We start from the raw sequence: 18754 nt of genomic DNA on the forward strand, positions 1-18754 counted from the left end.
GATAGCATGTCTTTTGTTCACCTGCAAGTGCATAGCGGGTACAGCCTGCTAAACAGCGCCGCGGCTGTGGAAGAGCTCGTCAGTGAAGCTGACAGGCTCGGATATGCGTCTTTGGCGCTGACAGATGATCATGTCATGTACGGAGCTATACAATTTTATAAAGCATGCAAGGCGAGGGGGATCAACCCGATTATCGGCTTGACGGCTTCTGTTTTCACAGATGATGACGAGCTCGAAGCCTACCCTCTTGTCCTGCTGGCAAAATCAAATACAGGCTATCAAAACCTGCTGAAAATCAGCAGCGTCCTGCAATCGAAATCAAAAAACGGCCTGAAGCCAAAATGGCTTAACAGCTATCGCGAAGGCATTATTGCGATCACCCCCGGCGAGAAGGGCTATATTGAAATGCTGCTTGAAGGAGGGCTGTTTGACCAGGCCGCTCAAGCCGCACTTCATTTTCAGTCTATATTCGGAAAAGGCGCTTTTTATTTATCTTTTCAACCGTTTAAAGAAAATAAATTCTTATCTGAGCAAATCCTCCGGCTGTCTGAAGAAACGGGAATTCCGGTCACGGCGACAGGCGATGTTCATTATATAAGGAAAGAAGATCAGGCTGCCTATCGCTGTTTGAAAGCGATAAAGTCAGGTGAAAAACTCACTGAGGCATCAAACGAAGAGATGCCGGATCTCGACTTGAAATCCATTGATGACATGCGTGTTATATACCAAGAGTATCCTGAAGCATTGCAAGCATCTGTTGAGATTGCAGAACAATGCCGGGTTGACGTCAGTCTGGGACAGACCCGCCTGCCATCGTTTCCGACTCCAGACGGTACATCCGCGGATGATTATTTGACGGATGTTTGTATGACAGGGCTTCGCCGCCGCTTCGATACACCAGATGAACAGTATATTCGACGTCTTCAATATGAACTTGATGTCATCAAGCGGATGAAGTTCAGCGATTATTTTCTGATCGTATGGGATTTTATGAAGCACGCCCATGAAAAAGGGATTGTGACAGGGCCGGGAAGGGGTTCTGCGGCGGGATCGCTCGTGGCTTATGTCCTCTATATCACGGACGTTGATCCGATCAAGCATCATCTGCTGTTTGAGAGGTTTTTAAACCCGGAGCGAATCAGTATGCCGGATATTGATATCGACTTTCCGGATACAAGAAGGGACGAGGTCATTCAATACGTTCAGCAGAAATACGGCGCAATGCACGTCGCCCAGATTATTACCTTCGGGACGCTGGCGGCAAAAGCGGCGCTTCGGGACGTCGGAAGGGTATTCGGTGTAAGCCCGAAGGAAGCGGATCAGCTTGCGAAGCTCATTCCTTCAAGGCCGGGCATGACCTTGGATGATGCGAGAAAACAATCGCCGGAGCTGAATAAGCGACTCAGTGAGTCAAGTCTGCTTCAGCAAGTGTTTACGATTGCCAGAAAAATAGAAGGTCTTCCGAGACATACGTCAACCCACGCGGCAGGCGTTGTCTTAAGTGAGGAACCGTTAACTGATGTTGTCCCGCTTCAGGAAGGACATGAAGGGATCTATTTAACGCAATACGCGATGGATCACCTCGAAGATCTGGGCCTTTTGAAAATGGATTTCTTGGGCTTGCGCAACCTGACACTCATCGAGTCCATCACTTCAATGATTGAAAAAGAAAAAAATATTAAAATAGATCTTTCGAGTATTTCTTATCAAGACGAAAAAACATTCTCCCTGCTGTCAAAAGGGGATACGACAGGGATTTTCCAGCTTGAATCCTCAGGAATGAGAAGCGTTTTGAAAAGGCTTAAGCCTTCAGGATTAGAAGATATTGTCGCGGTAAACGCGCTGTACCGGCCAGGCCCCATGGAAAATATTCCGTTATTTATCGACCGTAAACACGGGCGCGTGCCGGTTCATTATCCCCATGAAGATTTAAGAGGGATATTGGAAGATACGTATGGCGTCATCGTTTATCAGGAGCAAATTATGGTGATTGCATCGCGTATGGCAGGATTTTCTTTAGGTGAGGCGGACCTGCTCAGACGTGCAGTCAGCAAAAAAAAGAAAGACATTCTTGACCGAGAGCGAAGCCATTTTGTTGAAGGGTGCTTAAAAAAGGAGTATTCTGTAGACACTGCAAATGAAGTCTACGATTTAATCGTCAAATTCGCAAACTATGGCTTCAACAGAAGCCATGCGGTGGCATACAGCATGATCGGCTGCCAGCTTGCGTATTTGAAGGCTCATTATCCTTTATATTTTATGTGCGGATTGCTTACAAGCGTCATTGGCAATGAGGATAAAATAGCTCAATATCTTTACGAAGCGAAGGGGAGCGGGATTCGTATCCTTCCTCCGTCAGTGAACAAAAGCAGCTATCCGTTTACAGTTGAAGACGGAGCTGTCAGGTACAGCCTCCGTGCGATAAAAAGTGTAGGCGTCTCAGCAGTCAAAGATATATATAAAGCAAGGAAAGAGAAACCATTTGAAGATCTTTTCGATTTCTGCTTTCGCGTGCTGTCAAAAAGCGTAAATCGCAAAACGCTTGAAGCACTCATATTTTCTGGTGCAATGGACGAATTCGATCAAAACCGGGCTACGCTGCTCGCATCGATTGACGTTGCGTTAGAGCATGCCGAGCTATTCGCCGCGGACGATGACCAAATGGGATTGTTTTTAGATGAATCGTTTTCCATTAAACCGAAGTACGTGGAAACCGAGGAGCTTCCGCTTGTGGATATTCTTGCATTTGAAAAAGAAACGCTCGGTATTTATTTTTCAAATCATCCGCTCTCTGCCTTTAGAAACCAGCTGACAGCGCGCGGAGCGGTATCCATTCAGCAGGCTCAGCAGGCTGTTAAAAAACAGGTTTCACTCGGTGTCCTGCTGTCGAAAATCAAAACGATTCGGACAAAAACAGGTCAAAACATGGCGTTTTTAACGTTAAGTGATGAGACCGGTGAAATGGAAGCCGTTGTGTTCCCTGAACAATTCAGACAGCTTTCCCCGGTTTTAAGAGAGGGCGCTCTATTGTTCTCAGCAGGGAAATGTGAAATCAGGCAGGAAAAAGTCCAATTTATTATGTCCAGAGCGGAATTGCTGGAAAATATGAATGCTGAAAAAGCGCCATCGGTTTATATGAAGATAGAAAGCAGTCAGCACAGTCAGGAGATCCTGACAAAGATCAAGCGCATTTTGCTGGAGCATAAGGGGGAAACCGGCGTTTATCTCTATTATGAAAGGCAAAAACAGACGATAAAGCTTCCTGAGGCGTTCCATATCGATGCGGATCACCAGGTGTTATACCGCTTAAAAGAGCTGTTAGGTCAAAAAAACGTCGTTTTAAAACAGTGGTAACCATTTGCTTTTTGTTATACAATTGGAGCAATTATGTTACTCTGTTTAAATATTCTGATAGATTAACTCCGCAGAATGCAGTAATCAATGCAGCAGCATACGAATCAAAAAATTCCATTAAGGAGTGTTTAGGAGAATGTCATTAAGAGAAGAAGCATTACATCTGCATAAAGTGAATCAGGGGAAGCTCGAATCCAAATCTAAAGTAGAGGTTAAAAATGCGAAAGATTTAAGCCTTGCTTATTCCCCGGGTGTAGCAGAACCATGTAAGGATATTCATGAAGACATTAACAAAGTATATGATTATACAATGAAGGGGAACATGGTAGCAGTTGTAACTGACGGTACAGCTGTGCTCGGCCTTGGAAACATCGGCCCTGAAGCCGCACTTCCTGTTATGGAAGGGAAAGCCGTTCTTTTCAAAAGCTTTGCCGGCGTAGACGCGTTCCCGATTGCTTTAAACACAAACGATGTTGATAAAATCGTTGAAACCGTTAAATTGCTTGAACCGACATTTGGCGGCGTCAACCTTGAAGATATCGCGGCGCCAAACTGCTTTATCATTGAAGAGCGCCTCAAAAAAGAAACAAATATCCCGGTTTTCCATGATGATCAGCACGGTACTGCCATTGTAACCGTAGCAGGTCTTGTAAACGCGCTGAAACTGTCTGGAAAATCCATGTCATCCATTAAAGTTGTCGCAAACGGCGCTGGTGCGGCTGGCATTGCGATTATCAAGCTTCTTCATCATTATGGTGTTCGCGACATTGTGATGTGCGATTCCAAAGGGGCCATTTATGAAGGGCGCCCGAACGGCATGAACGATGTCAAAAATGAAGTGGCGAAGTTCACGAACCAAGACCGCAAAGACGGTTCTCTGAAAGATGTCATCGTTGATGCTGACGTATTTATCGGTGTCTCTGTAGCAGGCGCGTTAACAAAAGAAATGGTTCAAAGCATGGCAAAAGATCCAATTATCTTTGCAATGGCAAATCCAAATCCGGAAATTATGCCGGAAGATGCGCGTGAAGCTGGAGCGAGCGTTATCGGAACAGGCCGTTCAGATTTCCCGAACCAAGTAAACAATGTGCTTGCCTTCCCGGGAATTTTCCGCGGAGCGCTTGACGTGCGCGCCACTCACATTAACGAAGAAATGAAGATTGCAGCGGTTGAAGCCATTGCTTCACTAGTATCAGACGATGAGCTTAGCCCAGAGTACGTCATCCCTGCACCGTTTGATAAACGTGTTGCGCCAGCTGTGGCTAAGGCTGTGGCGAAAGCGGCGATGGAAACAGGAGTAGCAAGAATCACTGTTGACCCTGAGGAAGTCGCAGAAAAAACAAGAAAACTTACGATTATTGGCGAATAATTTTAATTCATTCCAAAAATGGCAGCGCGTTGGCGGAGACCGGCGCGCTGTTCTCAAGTTAAACTTGCGGCTGAAATTTTTTTGGGGTCAGGACTTAAAAAAATTTCAGCCGAGTTTAACATGATTTTTGAATACGTTACCAACCTTACTGGTTCAACGATTTATTAGGTTTATCATGAGCCTGTCCGCACGCGCCTGCGGATAAAAAGTTGTCGAATTGAGGATGACAGCGTTTGACAAAAAAAGTACAATAGTTTCGGTAAAGTTATTAGCAAGTCTATCTGTCTGGATGGCATGCGGTGAAGAGAACCCTTCACAAAAGGGAGGTAATCATTTGTTAAAGGATATATTCACGAAAAAGAAAAAGTATGCTTCCGTACCGTCAGATCAAGCGAAGCACGATGTTCCGGAAGGCATTATGACAAAATGTCCTAAGTGTAAAAAAATCATGCTCACTAAAGAGTTGGATAAAAATATGCGGGTATGCATGAACTGCGATTATCATTTCCCAATGAATGCAAAACAGCGTATCGAAAGCTTGATGGATGAACAGTCCTTTGAGGAATTCAATCAGGGGATGTTATCGGAAAACCCGCTCGGTTTCCCAGGTTATCTGGAAAAGCTTGAAAAAGATCGCGAGAAAACATCCTTAAACGAGGCTGTTGTCACAGGCAAGGGCACCATCGGGGGATTTCCTGCTGTTGTCGCGGTAATGGATTCTTCATTCCGTATGGGCAGCATGGGCTCTGTCGTCGGTGAAAAAATAACGCTTGCGATTGAAAAAGCAAAAGCGGATAAAGTTCCGTTTATTATTTTTACTGCTTCCGGCGGTGCAAGGATGCAGGAAGGCATATTAAGCCTTATGCAAATGGCAAAGACAAGCTCTGCCTTAAAATTATTCAGTGAGGAACAGGGTCTCATTATCTCAGTCATGACGCATCCGACTACCGGCGGGGTATCGGCAAGCTTTGCTTCTCTTGGCGATTATAATTTCGCGGAGCCCGGCGCGCTGATCGGTTTTGCCGGAAGAAGGATTATCGAACAGACTATAGGCGAAAAACTGCCGGAGGACTTCCAAACGGCGGAATTCTTATTAAAACATGGACAGCTTGATGCGGTTATTCACCGCGACGACATGAAAAAAACGTTAGAGAATCTGCTGGATATGCATCAAACAGGAGGTGACATTGAGTGGCTGCAAGATTAGAATTTGAAAAACCGGTGATTGAACTGCAAACCAAAATCGCCGAATTAAAAAAATTCACCCAGGATTCGGAAATGGATCTGAGTGCAGAAATCGAACGGCTTGAAGACCGTCTCGCTAAGCTTCAGGATGATATTTATAAAAATCTGAAGCCTTGGGACCGTGTTCAAATCGCACGTCTGCCGGACCGTCCGACAACACTTGATTATATTCATTACCTGTTTACAGACTTTTTTGAATGTCACGGAGACAGAGCGTACGGAGACGATGAAGCCATTGTCGGCGGGATTGCCAAGTTTCACGGCCTGCCTGTGACAGTTATCGGACATCAGCGTGGAAAAGACACGAAGGAAAACCTGGTCCGCAACTTTGGAATGCCTCATCCTGAGGGCTATCGAAAAGCGCTTCGTCTGATGAAACAGGCTGATAAATTTAACAGACCGATTATCTGTTTTATTGACACGAAGGGGGCATACCCTGGACGAGCAGCTGAAGAAAGAGGACAAAGCGAAGCAATCGCCAAAAACCTGTTTGAAATGGCCGGCCTTAGAGTGCCTGTTGTTTGTATCGTCATCGGCGAAGGCGGAAGCGGCGGAGCTCTAGGTTTAGGTGTGGGCAACCACTTGCATATGCTGGAAAACTCTACTTATTCTGTTATTTCTCCTGAAGGTGCTGCGGCACTCTTATGGAAGGACTCCAGTCTTGCCAAAAAAGCGGCGGAAACAATGAAAATCACTGCGCCTGACCTAAAAGAATTAGGTATTATAGATCATATGATAAAAGAAGTAAAAGGCGGAGCGCACCACGATATTAAGCTGCAGGCAAGCTACATGGATGAAACCCTTAAACAATCGTTAAAGACTTTGCTGAAGCTGAATGAAGAAGAATTAATTCAGCAGCGCTATGAAAAATACAAAGCAATTGGGAAAGTATCGATTAAAGATCAATATATCGGGGTAAACTAAATAAACGTGAAGCCTTTGGCTCACGTTTATTTTTTGTGACATTCTTTAAATTTTATTTAAAAACAATTTATTTAATTGTATAATAGGTAAGGTTTCATAGGGAGGATGGAGATCCCTTTTCATTGTTTTTAGGGCAATGATCATGTTATGTTTTAATCATATATGTTTGCTGAGGTGAATGGAGAATGAAACGTATAGGGGTATTGACGAGTGGCGGGGATTCCCCGGGAATGAATGCAGCGGTTCGCGCAGTTGTCAGAAAAGCGATTTATCATGACGTTGAAGTTTACGGCATTTATAACGGATACTCAGGATTGATCAACGGAAAGATTGAAAAGCTAGAGCTCGGTTCTGTAGGTGATATTATTCATCGCGGAGGAACAAAGCTTTATACAGCAAGATGTCCTGAATTCAAAACGGTTGAAGGCCGTGAAAAAGGGATCGAAAACTTGAAGAAGCTGGGTATCGAAGGGCTTGTCGTTATCGGCGGAGACGGCTCATACATGGGTGCGAAGAAATTAACAGAGCACGGGTTTCCATGTGTAGGTGTACCGGGTACAATTGATAATGACATTCCGGGTACTGATTTTACAATCGGTTTCGACACAGCTTTAAATACAGTAATTGACGCAATTGATAAGATCCGCGATACAGCGACTTCTCATGAACGTACATATGTGATCGAAGTGATGGGCCGCCATGCCGGCGATATTGCATTATGGGCCGGACTTGCAGGCGGCGCGGAATCAATCTTGATCCCTGAGGCTGATTACGACATGCACGAAATCATTGCCCGGTTAAAACGCGGCCATGAGCGCGGGAAGAAACACAGTATTATTATCGTTGCCGAAGGTGTAGGCAGCGGTGTTGAATTCGGGAAACGCATTGAAGAAGAAACAAATCTTGAAACTAGGGTATCTGTATTAGGCCATATCCAGCGCGGCGGTTCCCCAAGTGCTGCTGACCGTGTTCTGGCAAGCCGACTTGGCGCGTATGCGGTTGAACTGCTGCTTGAAGGAAAAGGCGGACGCTGTGTAGGTATACAAAACAATAAGCTTGTAGACCATGATATTATAGAAATACTGGATCAAAAACACACAGTTGAGCAAAACATGTATCAGCTTTCAAAAGAACTGTCTATTTAAGAATGCAGCAGAAGGCTGAAGATTTCAGAAGGAAGTGAACGAATTGAGAAAAACAAAAATTGTTTGTACCATCGGTCCGGCAAGTGAAAGTATTGAAATGCTTACGAAATTAATGGAGTCAGGAATGAATGTGGCTCGTTTAAATTTTTCTCACGGAGATTTTGAGGAGCACGGAGCACGTATTAAAAATATCCGCGAAGCGAGTAAAAAGCTCGGCAAAAACGTCGGAATCCTGCTTGATACAAAAGGCCCTGAAATCCGTACACATACTATGGAAAACGGTGCTATTGAGCTTGAAACAGGCAAAGAGCTTATCGTTTCAATGGACGAGGTAGTTGGAACAACTGATAAGATTTCAGTAACATATGAAGGCTTAGTAGAGGACGTTGAAAAAGGCTCAACGATTCTTTTAGATGACGGGCTTATCGGTCTTGAGGTACTTGAAGTGAATGCCGCTAAACGCGAAATCAAAACAAAAGTACTAAACAACGGAACACTGAAAAACAAAAAAGGCGTTAACGTGCCGGGTGTCAGCGTCAACCTTCCTGGTATTACTGAGAAAGACGCCAGAGATATCGTTTTCGGTATTGAGCAAGGAGTAGATTTCATCGCTGCGTCTTTTGTACGCCGTTCTACTGACGTGCTTGAAATCCGTGAACTTCTTGAGGAGCATAATGCTCAGGATATTCAAATTATCCCTAAAATTGAAAACCAAGAGGGTGTAGACAACATCGATTCTATTCTCGAAGTGTCTGACGGCTTAATGGTTGCGCGCGGAGACTTAGGTGTGGAAATCCCGGCTGAAGAAGTGCCGCTCGTGCAAAAAGACCTGATTAAAAAATGCAACGCACTGGGCAAACCGGTTATTACAGCGACACAAATGCTTGACAGCATGCAGCGCAACCCGCGTCCGACTCGTGCGGAAGCGAGTGACGTCGCAAACGCAATTTTCGACGGCACAGATGCGATCATGCTTTCTGGTGAAACAGCTGCCGGAAACTACCCGGTTGAAGCAGTTCAAACGATGCATAACATCGCATCCCGTTCTGAAGAGGCGCTGAATTACAAAGAGATTCTTTCAAAACGCAGAGACCAGGTAGGCATGACGATTACTGATGCAATCGGCCAATCGGTTGCACATACGGCCATTAACTTGAATGCTACTGCGATTGTGACTCCGACTGAAAGCGGCCATACAGCGCGTATGATTGCTAAATACCGCCCGCAGGCACCGATTGTCGCTGTGACTGTAAATGAGTCTGTTTCCAGAAAGCTCGCTCTTGTATCCGGCGTTTTCGCAGAAAGCGGTCAAAATGCAAGCTCAACTGATGAGATGCTGGAAGATGCTGTGCAAAAATCATTACACAGCGGGATTGTGAAAAATGGTGATCTGATCGTCATTACAGCAGGCACTGTCGGTGAGTCAGGAACAACGAATTTGATGAAAGTTCATACTGTCGGCGATATCATCGCTAAAGGCCAAGGTATCGGCCGTAAATCAGCTTACGGTCCTGTTGTCATTGCGCAAAACGCGAAAGAAGCCGAACAAAAAATGACTGACGGCGCTGTTTTGGTGACAACTAGCACTGACCGTGACATGATCGCGTCTCTTGAAAAAGCGTCTGCCCTTATTACAGAAGAAGGCGGCTTGACAAGCCATGCTGCAGTAGTCGGATTAAGCCTCGGCATTCCGGTTATTGTTGGTTTGGAAAATGCGACAACCATTTTGACAGAAGGCCAGGATATTACGGTTGACGCTTCTAGAGGGGCAGTCTACCAAGGCCGTGCAAGTGTACTTTAATCACATCTGAAAATGGGAAGGGAGCGTATTCCCTTCCTTTTCTCTATTTGTCACTATTTTGAACTAAGGCGTTTTACACATGTGGGGGGCTGGAGATGAGGTTTTTATTTTTGCTTTTTATTGTGTTTCCGGCAATTGAAATCGGCATATTTCTATTTTCGGGCAAGCTGATCGGCATTCTTCCGACGGTCCTTTTGATGATTCTGACCGGGATCATTGGGGCAGCAGCTGCCAAAAAACAAGGAACTGAAGTTTACTTCAAAGTTCAGCGTGACCTTCAATACGGCAAGATGCCTGGTGAAGCGATTGCTGACGGCCTGTGCATCTTTATTGGCGGCCTTTTGCTGATGCTGCCAGGCTTTTTATCAGACCTGGCCGGCGCATGCCTGCTTATCCCGTTCACCCGCAGCTGGTGTAAGCCGATCCTGTTCAAATGGCTGAGAGGCATGTCGAAGAACAAGCGGATCATTATAAAATAAAACGGCAGCCTGCATCATGGGCTGCTGTTTTATTTTTGCTGGACAGTGATGTAGGACCATATTTCCTTTAAGGCACCTGTTGTAATAAAAGCCTGGATGACGACGAGAACGGCAGGACCGGCAATCAGTCCTAAAAATCCGAACAATTTAAAGCCGGCAAAGAGGGCAATGAGTGTTGCCAGCGGATCGATTCCGATTGATTTACTTAATATTTTCGGCTCTGTCAGCTGCCGCTGAACGAGTACGACAAGGTACAGCACACCAATGCCAATTGCTTGAGGAAGCTGGCCTGTAATCGATAAATACAAAATCCACGGCACGAAGACGGATCCTGCTCCTAAATAAGGGAGAAGGTCGACTAGCCCGATTAAAAAAGCAATCGTTGCTGCATGCTCAACCTTTAAGAGAGAAAGACCGATGAATACAATGACCATCGTAAGGAATACAAGAACAGCCTGCGCTTTAATGAAACCGGCCATTGCTTTTTTCAGCTCGCTGCTGATCGCCTTTCCGTTTGCTGTTATTCGATCCGGCAGCACTGAAACGAGCATCGCTTTCAGCTTGTGCCAATCCTTTGTCATGAAAAATGTAGCAAGAAGTGAAAATATCAAAACAGCCGCGGTATTCGGAAGCAGCGCGAAAAACTTCGGGATCATTTCAAGAATGTGAGACAGCAGCAGTCCTGCGTTTTTGGCAGCGGAATCTCCAAGTGTCTGAATGTGAGTGACGATGGAAGCCTGCTGGTTGGTCTCCAATTCATGAAATAAAACGGTCAGTTCGTGATAGAGCGGCTGGATATGAGTGGTAAACAGTTTTTCACAATAAGAGATAAACGTGCTGATATGCGGGGGAAGGGTTTTTGCAAGATATGCGGTCCCTGTTACGATTTCTGCTACCACAATGGTCAGCACACCGAACGCTGCGAGCAGAAAAAAGGCGAGCACGCCGATGACATTTAAAGTTCGCGGGAATCCCGTCACCTTGTCCAAGTAGTCTACAACAGGGTGAATCGCTGTTGAAAGAATAAGGGCAATGAGGAACGGATATGTTAACGGAAACGAATAATAAACAGCGGCTGCTGATCCGGCTGTAAGCGACACGACAAAGAGGGTTCGGAAAAAAATAGTGATATAGGATTGATTCACAAAAACGCTCCTCCTCTCGTCAGCATGTCCTATTGTTATGTTTATTCACGGTACGGCTGTATATGAATACATTCATCTTAAAGGAGGGATAACGCGTGTTTACACAAGCGAATTTATTTTTAATATTACTCTTGGCTATTGCACTTATCGCAAAAAATCAATCGCTGCTTTTTGCTGTATCCGTCCTTTTGATCATTAAAATCGTGGGACTTGACCAAAAATTTTTCCCGACTATCCAGTCAAAAGGCATCAACTGGGGCGTGACCGTCATCACAATTGCTGTTCTTGTTCCAATCGCCACAGGAGAGATTGGATTTAAACAGCTTGGTGAGGCAATGCGTTCTTCTTACGCATGGATTGCATTGGGGGCGGGAATCGCCGTTGCGCTGATTGCCAAAAATGGCCTAACCCTGCTGGAAAACGATCCTCACATCACCACTGCTCTTGTCATCGGTACCATTCTCGCCGTCGCGCTTTTCGGCGGAGTCGCAGTGGGTCCGCTGATCGGAGCGGGGATTGCTTATATTGCGATGCAGCTCGTAAAACTGTTCACTTCATGAAAAAAGCGGCTTGCTGCCGCTTTTTTTAAATGCCAAAAACCCGCAAATAAAGGCGTTTTTTCGGGAAAATCATAGAATGAAAAAAAAAAATTATAGGTAAACATTTAACAAATGTCTGATTATTGTTTATAATAGGAATAGGCACAAACTTAAAAAAGCTTATAAGAATTTGTTATGTTCTTTCATAAGCAAAGGGTTTCAGCATCAGCAGGCAGTAAAATGTAAGCATTTTCTTTTGGGGGGAGAAATACTTACAACGTGCTTTTTAAGTTAGCCTCATGTTTTTACAACACTCTTAAAGGGGAAATTTATTGAAAAGGAGATGTTATATATGACAGCGACACGCGGTCTTGAAGGGGTTGTAGCAACAACATCATCTGTTAGTTCGATTATTGATGATACCCTTACATATGTGGGGTATGATATCGATGATTTGACAGAGAATGCGAGCTTTGAAGAAATCATTTACTTGCTTTGGCACTTAAGGCTGCCAAACAAAAAAGAGCTTGATGAGTTAAAACAGCAGTTAGCAAAAGAAGCTGCCGTTCCGCAAGAAATTATTGAGCACTTCAAATCTTATTCCCTCGAAAATGTTCATCCCATGGCTGCTCTTCGGACAGCGATTTCTTTACTAGGCCTGCTTGACAGCGAGGCTGATACCATGAACCCGGAAGCCAACTACAGAAAGGCGATCCGCCTTCAGGCAAAGGTGCCTGGTCTGGTTGCAGCGTTTTCCAGAATCCGCAAGGGTCATGAACCCGTTGAGCCAAGAGAAGACTACGGCATTGCCGAGAATTTTCTCTACACATTAAATGGAGAAGAGCCTTCACCGATTGAGGTTGAAGCCTTCAACAAAGCACTTATTTTACATGCCGATCACGAGCTGAACGCGTCAACGTTTACAGCGAGGGTCTGTGTGGCAACACTTTCGGATATCTATTCAGGAATTACTGCAGCGATCGGCGCACTGAAGGGCCCGCTTCACGGCGGTGCAAACGAAGGCGTCATGAAAATGCTGACAGAGATCGGCGAAGTGGAGAATGTCGAGCCTTTCGTTCGCGCCAAGATGGAAAAGAAAGAAAAAATAATGGGATTCGGCCATCGCGTTTATAAGCATGGCGATCCGCGCGCCAAACATTTAAAAGAAATGAGCAAACGTCTGACCAACCTGACCGGCGAAAGCAAATGGTATGACATGTCGATTCGCATCGAAGAAATCGTGACATCAGAAAAAAAGCTTCCGCCTAACGTTGATTTCTATTCCGCTTCTGTTTATCACAGCCTCGGAATTGACCATGACCTGTTCACACCGATTTTTGCTGTGAGCAGAATGTCCGGCTGGCTCGCTCATATCCTTGAGCAGTATGACAATAACCGCCTGATCCGCCCGCGTGCAGATTACACAGGCCCTGACAAACAAACTTTTGTTCCGATTGAAGAAAGAGCCTAAAGAACCATGGGAGGCTGGCTTATGTTAATGAAGTTAGCCTCTTGTTCAGAACATCAAAGATGGTTTACACTTTAGAATGTTAAGAAAAATCATTTTGTTTTCTATATAAGAAAAATAAAATGTTTTCTAAATATGAATTACATACTGGGAGGTTTTTATTGTGGCACAAGGTGAAAAAATTACAGTCTCTAACGGAGTATTAAACGTACCAAACAACCCGATTATCCCGTTTATTGAAGGAGACGGAACCGGTCCTGATATTTGGAATGCGGCTTCAAAAGTTTTGGAAGCCGCAGTAGAAAAAGCATATAAAGGTGAAAAGAAAATTACGTGGAAAGAAGTTTATGCCGGAGAAAAGGCTTATAATAAAACAGGTGAGTGGCTTCCTGCTGAAACATTAGATGTTATCCGCGAATATTTCATCGCGATTAAAGGCCCGTTAACGACACCTGTCGGCGGCGGTATTCGTTCTTTGAACGTAGCGCTCAGACAAGAGCTTGACCTATTCGTTTGCTTGAGACCGGTAAGATATTTTACTGGAGTGCCGTCACCGGTAAAACGCCCTGAGGATACTGACATGGTCATCTTCCGTGAAAATACAGAAGATATTTACGCGGGCATCGAGTACGCACAAGGCTCTGAAGAAGTGCAAAAGCTTATCAGCTTCCTGCAAAATGAATTGAATGTCAACAAAATCCGTTTCCCTGAAACATCAGGTATCGGTATTAAGCCTGTTTCTGAAGAAGGAACAAGCCGTCTGGTCAGAGCGGCAATTGAATATGCGATTGAGCACGGCCGCAAGTCTGTAACGCTTGTACACAAAGGAAACATCATGAAGTTCACGGAAGGCGCCTTCAAAAACTGGGGCTATGAGCTTGCAGAGAGAGAATACGGCGAAAAAGTCTTCACATGGGCTGAATATGACCGCATTGCTGAAAAAGACGGAAAAGACGCCGCTAATAAAGCGCAAAGCGAAGCAGAAGCAGCAGGCAAAATCATTATCAAAGACAGCATTGCTGATATTTTCCTTCAGCAGATTCTGACACGTCCAAGCGAATTTGATGTTGTTGCAACAATGAACCTTAACGGAGACTATATTTCTGACGCTCTTGCGGCGCAAGTAGGCGGAATCGGCATTGCTCCTGGGGCGAACATCAACTACGAAACAGGTCATGCGATTTTCGAGGCGACACACGGAACGGCTCCTAAATACGCCGGACTTGATAAAGTAAACCCATCTTCAGTTATTCTTTCAGGTGTGCTGCTGCTTGAGCATTTAGGATGGAATGAAGCGGCTGATTTAATCATTAAATCTATGGAAAAAACAATCGCTTCTAAAGTCGTAACTTACGATTTTGCCAGATTAATGGACGGCGCGACTGAAGTTAAATGTTCAGAGTTCGGAGAAGAACTGATTAAAAACATGGACTAAGCAAGGAAACAGCCTAAAATTAGCCATAAAGGAGAAGAGAGACATGGGAAATACTCGTAAAAAAGTTTCTGTTATCGGAGCAGGTTTTACCGGAGCGACAACAGCTTTCTTAACCGCTCAAAAAGAGCTGGCGGACGTTGTTCTCGTTGATATCCCGCAATTGGAGAACCCGACGAAAGGAAAAGCCCTTGATATGCTGGAAGCCAGCCCAGTTCAAGGCTTTGACGCGAAAATTACGGGTACATCTAATTATGAGGATACGGCGGGTTCTGACATTGTTGTCATTACAGCCGGTATTGCAAGAAAACCTGGTATGAGCAGGGATGATCTAGTCTCTACAAACGAAAAAATTATGAGAAGCGTCACACGAGAAATCGTGAAATATTCTCCTGACTCTATCATTGTAGTTTTGACAAATCCTGTTGATGCAATGACATACGCAGTATATAAAGAGTCTGGCTTCCCGAAAGAGCGCGTGATCGGCCAATCAGGTGTGCTTGATACGGCAAGATTCAGAACGTTTGTGGCGGAGGAATTAAACTTGTCAGTGAAAGATGTGACTGGTTTTGTTCTCGGGGGACACGGTGACGATATGGTGCCGCTTGTACGTTATTCTTATGCTGGCGGTATCCCGCTTGAAACCCTCATTCCAAAAGACCGGATTGACGCGATTGTGGAGCGCACAAGAAAAGGCGGCGGCGAGATCGTGAATCTTTTAGGAAACGGAAGCGCGTATTATGCGCCTGCGGCTTCACTGACAGAAATGATCGAAGCAATCTTAAAAGATCAGCGCCGCGTCCTTCCTACAATTGCTTATCTTGAAGGAGAATACGGCTATGAAGGCATCTACCTTGGTGTTCCTACAATTGTCGGCGGGAACGGACTTGAACAAATCATTGAGCTTGAATTGACAGAATATGAAAAAGAACAGCTGAATAAATCAGTTGAATCTGTCAAAAATGTGATGAAAGTATTATCCTAAAATAAAAAGAGGAAGGCTGGTTTAATTGAAGCCTTTCTCTTTTTATTACAAAATGAAAGCGCTTCCTAATGTTCTTCAGCTGCCTCTTGTATTTTTCTTTTAAAATGATATAAAAGGCGAATTGTCGGAATGTCCGGCTTTCGTTAAAATAAAATCATGAAACATGGTAAGATGACATAAAATAGAGAAATAGGATGTCGGGGAATTAAGATACTGGAGGCACAGCATGAACAAGAAAATTTTAGTTGTGGATGATGAAGAATCTATCGTTACACTTTTGCAGTACAATTTGGAGCGATCAGGCTATGAGGTTATTACTGCTTCGGATGGAGAAGAAGCACTCAAAAGAGCGGAAACAGAAAACCCTGATTTAATTGTGCTTGATGTGATGCTTCCAAAGCTGGATGGAATTGAAGTATGCAAGCAGCTGAGACAGCAAAAACTCATGTTTCCCATTTTAATGCTGACAGCGAAGGATGAAGAATTTGACAAAGTATTAGGGCTTGAGCTTGGTGCTGATGATTATATGACCAAGCCGTTCAGCCCTCGAGAAGTCAATGCAAGAGTAAAAGCTATTTTAAGGCGTTCTGAAATGGCTGCGCCCTCTAATGATATGAAAAACGAGGAAACAGAAGGACAAATTGTTATCGGCGATTTGAAGATTCTGCCCGATCATTATGAAGCTTATTTTAAAGAATATCAGCTTGAGCTGACACCGAAAGAATTTGAGCTGCTTTTGTATTTAGGCAGACATAAAGGCAGAGTGCTGACGAGAGATTTGCTTTTAAGTGCTGTCTGGAATTACGATTTTGCCGGAGATACGAGAATTGTTGATGTGCATATCAGTCATCTTCGAGACAAAATTGAAACGAATACAAAAAAACCGATCTATATTAAAACCATTAGGGGATTGGGGTATAAATTGGAGGAGCCAAAAATGAATGATTAAATATCGTGTGCGCCTTTTTTCTGTGCTCGTTGTCTGTATGATTGTGGTGTTTAGTGTACTCGGGCTGTTTTTACAGCAGCTCTTTGAATCTTCTGATCAAAAAAAATCGGAGGAACACATTGAAAAGGAAGCCAAATACATGGCTTCGCTGCTTGATGCCGGCAATCTGAATGACCAGGCAAATGAGAAAGTCATTAAAGATGCAGGCAGTGCGCTTGATGTAGAAGCGTCCGTGATCGATACAGAAGGAAAAGTGCTGTACGGGTCTGACGGCAGCGCGGCGGATTCTTCAAAGATTCAGGCGCTTGTCTCGGGTCATGAGGGAGTTCTCGCGAAAGAGGAGAACATGCTTTATTATGGGCTTTCGCTTAGGAGCAAAGGCGAAAAAACGGGGTATGTGCTGCTTACTTCCCGTGAAGAAAGCTCGGGTCTGAATGGCGAGATGTGGGGCATGCTGACAGCCAGTCTTTGTACCGCTTTTATTATTATTGTTTTCTTTTATTCTAATATGACCTCTCGCTACAAAAGATCTATTGAAGCAGCCACAAACATGGCAACAGAGCTGTCCAAGGGGAATTACGATGCCCGTACATACGGCGGTTATATCAGGCGTTCTGACAAGCTTGGCCGGGCCATGAACAGCCTTGCCGTTGATCTGATGGAAATGACGAGGACGCAGGAAATGCAGCGCGACCGCCTGCTGACTGTCATTGAAAACATCGGCTCCGGGCTGATTATGATTGATGGAAGAGGTTTTATCAATCTCGTCAACAGGTCTTACGCGAAGCAGTTTCATGTCAATCCGAATCAGATGCTTCGCCGTCTTTATCATGATGCATTTGAACATGAAGAAGTGATCCAGCTTGTTGAAGAGATTTTTATGACTGAGACGAAGAAATGTAAGCTATTAAGGCTTCCGATCAAAATTGAAAGGCGTTATTTTGAAGTGGACGGCGTTCCTATTATGGGGCCTGATGATGAATGGAAAGGGATCGTGCTCGTTTTTCATGACATGACGGAAACGAAAAAATTAGAGCAGATGAGAAAAGATTTTGTGGCCAATGTTTCCCACGAGCTGAAAACGCCGATTACATCGATCAAAGGGTTTACGGAAACGCTATTAGACGGGGCAATGGAGGACAAAGAGGCGCTTTCAGAATTCCTCTCGATTATTTTAAAGGAAAGCAAAAGGCTTCAGTCATTGGTGCAGGATTTGCTTGATCTTTCTAAGATTGAGCAGCAAAACTTTACGCTCAGCATCGAAACGTTCGATGCAGTGAAAATGCTGGCTGATATTGAAACGCTACTAAAGCATAAAGCGACGGAGAGAGGTATCTCTTTACAGCTGAACGTTGCGAAAGACCCTCTCTATGTAGCGGGCGACCCGCACCGGCTGAAACAGGTATTTTTAAATCTCGTAAACAATGCATTAACCTATACACCGGAGAAGGGTTCGGTAGCTATCAATGTCAAACCGGGAGAAACAGAGATTCAAATCGAAGTTTCCGATACCGGGATTGGCATCCAGAAAGAAGAAATTCCCCGCATCTTTGAACGGTTTTACCGCGTTGATAAAGACAGGAGCAGAAACTCAGGCGGGACCGGTCTCGGTCTCGCGATTGTCAAGCATTTAATAGAGGCTCATGAAGGGAAAATCGATGTGACAAGCGAGCCGGGCAGAGGCACTGTGTTTACAGTGACGCTGAAGCGGGCTGCTGAAAAGCCTGTTTAATGTTTACAAAGCTTTAACAATATCTTCATGCACTGTTAAACCTATGCTGGTAGGATGTAGTAGAACCCCTTCATCCAAGGAGCCAATTTTGACGGCGGGAACCTTTTTGTGTTCCCGTCCTTTTTTGTGTGTTCTCATCGGTTCGCGTATTTTCCTTTCAAATTGAACTTTGTTAAAATAAGAGAAG

General features: G+C 44.6%; 14 protein-coding genes. 13 read left to right on the forward strand and 1 reads right to left on the reverse strand.

What is annotated here, in order from left to right; genetic code table 11:
• The first annotated feature begins 6 nt into the window (after positions 1–6).
• The 7 genes from dnaE (at position 7) to M1D69_RS06605 (ending at position 10317) form a co-directional block, all read left to right on the forward strand.
• Complete coding sequence (dnaE, locus tag M1D69_RS06575) at positions 7–3354, forward strand: DNA polymerase III subunit alpha (RefSeq protein ID WP_458104215.1); 3348 nt, start codon at positions 7–9, stop codon at positions 3352–3354.
• A gap of 136 nt (positions 3355–3490) precedes the next feature.
• Entirely contained in the window at positions 3491–4723 is a 1233-nt protein-coding gene (maeB, locus tag M1D69_RS06580) for an NADP-dependent malic enzyme (protein WP_044153862.1), read from the forward strand.
• 334 nt (positions 4724–5057) lie between these two features.
• A complete protein-coding gene (gene accD / locus M1D69_RS06585; protein ID WP_044153863.1) occupies positions 5058–5930 on the forward strand; it encodes an acetyl-CoA carboxylase, carboxyltransferase subunit beta in 873 nt (290 codons plus the stop codon).
• Positions 5915–6892, forward strand: coding sequence for an acetyl-CoA carboxylase carboxyl transferase subunit alpha (gene accA, locus M1D69_RS06590; RefSeq protein ID WP_458104214.1), 978 nt, complete (start codon positions 5915–5917; stop codon positions 6890–6892). The genes accD and accA overlap by 16 nt, the downstream gene beginning before the upstream one ends.
• Before the next feature lie 185 nt (positions 6893–7077).
• Positions 7078–8037: a 6-phosphofructokinase gene (gene pfkA / locus M1D69_RS06595; protein ID WP_044153864.1), complete on the forward strand. Its 960-nt coding sequence runs from the start codon at positions 7078–7080 to the stop codon at positions 8035–8037.
• Between the two features lie 43 nt (positions 8038–8080).
• Complete coding sequence (gene pyk / locus M1D69_RS06600) at positions 8081–9838, forward strand: pyruvate kinase (RefSeq protein WP_458104213.1); 1758 nt, start codon at positions 8081–8083, stop codon at positions 9836–9838.
• A gap of 95 nt (positions 9839–9933) precedes the next feature.
• The gene (locus tag M1D69_RS06605) at positions 9934–10317 is read left to right on the forward strand and encodes an FxsA family protein (RefSeq protein WP_024122457.1); all 384 of its coding nucleotides are present in this window, start codon (positions 9934–9936) and stop codon (positions 10315–10317) included.
• Positions 10318–10346: 29 nt separating this feature from the next.
• On the opposite strand, the gene ytvI is transcribed toward M1D69_RS06605, so the two are convergent.
• Entirely contained in the window at positions 10347–11462 is a 1116-nt protein-coding gene (ytvI, locus tag M1D69_RS06610) for a sporulation integral membrane protein YtvI (RefSeq protein WP_458104212.1), read from the reverse strand.
• A gap of 95 nt (positions 11463–11557) precedes the next feature.
• On the opposite strand from ytvI, the gene M1D69_RS06615 reads away from it, so the two are divergent.
• From M1D69_RS06615 to pnpS, 6 genes are all read left to right on the forward strand, one after another.
• Positions 11558–12022 carry a DUF441 domain-containing protein gene (locus tag M1D69_RS06615; RefSeq protein WP_010335274.1) on the forward strand — a complete coding sequence of 155 codons (465 nt, stop codon included), beginning with the start codon at positions 11558–11560 and terminating at the stop codon, positions 12020–12022.
• A gap of 331 nt (positions 12023–12353) precedes the next feature.
• Complete coding sequence (citZ, locus tag M1D69_RS06620) at positions 12354–13472, forward strand: citrate synthase (RefSeq protein ID WP_458104211.1); 1119 nt, start codon at positions 12354–12356, stop codon at positions 13470–13472.
• 160 nt (positions 13473–13632) lie between these two features.
• Entirely contained in the window at positions 13633–14904 is a 1272-nt protein-coding gene (gene icd / locus M1D69_RS06625) for an NADP-dependent isocitrate dehydrogenase (protein WP_458104210.1), read from the forward strand.
• A gap of 43 nt (positions 14905–14947) precedes the next feature.
• Entirely contained in the window at positions 14948–15886 is a 939-nt protein-coding gene (mdh, locus tag M1D69_RS06630; protein ID WP_010335270.1) for a malate dehydrogenase, read from the forward strand.
• Between the two features lie 226 nt (positions 15887–16112).
• The gene (phoP, locus tag M1D69_RS06635) at positions 16113–16835 is read left to right on the forward strand and encodes a two-component system response regulator PhoP (RefSeq protein WP_458104209.1); all 723 of its coding nucleotides are present in this window, start codon (positions 16113–16115) and stop codon (positions 16833–16835) included.
• Positions 16828–18567 carry a two-component system histidine kinase PnpS gene (gene pnpS, locus M1D69_RS06640; RefSeq protein WP_458104208.1) on the forward strand — a complete coding sequence of 580 codons (1740 nt, stop codon included), beginning with the start codon at positions 16828–16830 and terminating at the stop codon, positions 18565–18567. Before phoP ends, pnpS begins: the two co-directional genes overlap by 8 nt.
• The last annotated feature ends 187 nt before the right edge of the window (positions 18568–18754 follow it).

The sequence above is a fragment of the Bacillus sp. PK3-037 genome, from assembly GCF_054161355.1.

What these genes read in the sequence shown, in the direction of transcription:
- dnaE (WP_458104215.1), top strand. Translation starts at nt 7, where the DNA reads ATGTCTTTTGTTCACCTGCAAGTGCATAGCGGGTACAGCCTGCTAAAC.
- maeB (WP_044153862.1), top strand. Translation starts at nt 3,491, where the DNA reads ATGTCATTAAGAGAAGAAGCATTACATCTGCATAAAGTGAATCAGGGG.
- pfkA (WP_044153864.1), top strand. Translation starts at nt 7,078, where the DNA reads ATGAAACGTATAGGGGTATTGACGAGTGGCGGGGATTCCCCGGGAATG.
- M1D69_RS06605 (WP_024122457.1), top strand. Translation starts at nt 9,934, where the DNA reads ATGAGGTTTTTATTTTTGCTTTTTATTGTGTTTCCGGCAATTGAAATC.
- citZ (WP_458104211.1), top strand. Translation starts at nt 12,354, where the DNA reads ATGACAGCGACACGCGGTCTTGAAGGGGTTGTAGCAACAACATCATCT.
- mdh (WP_010335270.1), top strand. Translation starts at nt 14,948, where the DNA reads ATGGGAAATACTCGTAAAAAAGTTTCTGTTATCGGAGCAGGTTTTACC.
- phoP (WP_458104209.1), top strand. Translation starts at nt 16,113, where the DNA reads ATGAACAAGAAAATTTTAGTTGTGGATGATGAAGAATCTATCGTTACA.
- pnpS (WP_458104208.1), top strand. Translation starts at nt 16,828, where the DNA reads ATGATTAAATATCGTGTGCGCCTTTTTTCTGTGCTCGTTGTCTGTATG.